Source organism: Frankia sp. KB5, from assembly GCF_002099325.1.
In the GTDB taxonomy this organism is placed as follows: Bacteria; Actinomycetota; Actinomycetes; order Frankiales; family Frankiaceae; genus Frankia; species Frankia casuarinae.
Genome location: NZ_MRUJ01000121.1, coordinates 1 through 1,643, shown reverse-complemented (window position 1 = coordinate 1,643; position 1,643 = coordinate 1). Strand labels below are relative to the sequence as shown.

2 protein-coding genes are annotated in these 1,643 nt (G+C 75.9%); both read left to right on the top strand.

Annotation, left to right across the window (positions count from 1 at the left end; all coding sequences use genetic code 11):
• The first annotated feature begins 2 nt into the window (after positions 1 to 2).
• Entirely contained in the window at positions 3 to 1,091 is a 1,089-nt protein-coding gene (locus KBI5_RS13045; RefSeq protein ID WP_347272498.1) for an 8-amino-7-oxononanoate synthase, read from the top strand.
• Between the two features lie 64 nt (positions 1,092 to 1,155).
• Positions 1,156 to 1,643, top strand: a 488-nt coding sequence (gene bioD, locus KBI5_RS13040) for a dethiobiotin synthase (RefSeq protein ID WP_085015376.1), incomplete at its 3' end; no start/stop codon positions are given.

Genomic DNA, 1,643 nt, shown 5'->3' with positions numbered 1-1,643 from the left:
GGCTGCGCCGCGAGCTACGCCCGCGGGGCGGCCCGGACAAACCGGGCGCAAGCGTGCTCATCGATCTCGCGGGCAACGACTACCTCGGGCTCGGCCGTCATCCGGCGGTCGTCGGCGGCGGGATCCGCGCCCTGCGCGCCTGGGGTGCCGGGGCCACCGGGAGTCGGCTCATGACCGGGACGACCACGTTGCACGGGGAGCTGGAGAACGCGCTCGCCGCGCACGCCGGATTCGCCTCGGCCCTGGTCTTCTCCTCCGGCTACACGGCGAACCTCGCGGTGGTCACCGCCCTGGCCGGCCCCGGCGACCTGGTCGTCTCGGACGCGCTGAACCACGCCTCGATCGTGGACGCCTGCCGGCTGTCCCGGGCGGACGTCGTCGTGACACCGCATGCCGATGTGGCCGCGGTCGCGGCGGCCCTCGCCGGACGCCCCTGGCGGCGGGCACTCGTCGTGACCGAGTCGGTGTTCTCCGCGGACGGCGATCTCGCCCCGCTGACCGAACTGCACGAGGCCGCCCGGGCCCACGGAGCGGTCCTGGTCGTCGACGAGGCCCATGCGCTCGGGGTGGTCGGGCCCGCCGGTCGGGGGGCACTCGCCGCCACGGGCCTTGCCGGGGAGCCGGACGTGGTGGCGACGGCCACCCTGTCCAAGGCGCTGGGCGGCCAGGGCGGCGCGGTGCTGGGCGAGGCGGCCGTGCGCGATCACCTCATCGACACCGCCCGCAGCTTCATCTTCGATACCGGCCTCGCCCCGGCGAACGTGGGCAGCGCGCTGGCCGCCCTGGAGTTTCTGGGGGCCCACCCGGAGCTGCCCGGCACCGTCCGGCGCCGGGCCCGTCAGCTCGCCGGCCTGACCGGCGCGCCGGATCCCGCCGGGGCCGTCRTTTCAGTGATCATTGGGGATCCCGAACCCGCGATCGCGGCCGCGACGACCTGCCGCGGGCACGGGSTGGCCGTCGGCTGCTTCCGGCCACCGACGGTGCCGGTMKGGACCAGCCGGCTGCGYCTCGCCGCCCGGGCCSATCTCACCGATGCCGACCTCGCGATCGTCACCGACGCGCTGGCCGCCGCCGGGGTCCTGGCCCGATGACAGTCCTGGCCCGATGACAGCCCTGGCCCGATGACAGCCCTGGCCCGATGACAGCCCTGGCCCGATGACAGCCCTGGTGGTGACCGGGACCGGCACCGGGGTCGGCAAGACGGTGGTGACGGCCGCGATCGGCGCGCTCGCGCACGACCGACACCACGCGGTCGCGGTGGTGAAACCGGCCCAGACCGGTGTCGGCCCCGGCGAGTTGGGTGACGTCGACCTCGTCCGCGATCTGACCGGGATCACCGACGTCCACGAGCTGGCCCGCTACCCCGACCCGCTCGCTCCGGCCACCGCCGCCCGCAGGTCCGGGCACCGGGCCGTCGACCTCGACGAGCTCGCCGCCCGGATCGGCACCCTCGCCGACAGCCGCGATCTCGTCCTCGTCGAGGGCGCCGGCGGCCTGCTGGTCCGCTACGACGCGGGCGGCGCCACCCTCGCCGACCTCGCCCGGGTGCTGCGGGCGCCGGTGCTCGTCGTGACCGCCGCGGGCCTGGGCACTCTGAACGACACGGCGCTGACCCTGGAGGCGCTGGCGCACCGCGGCCTGGA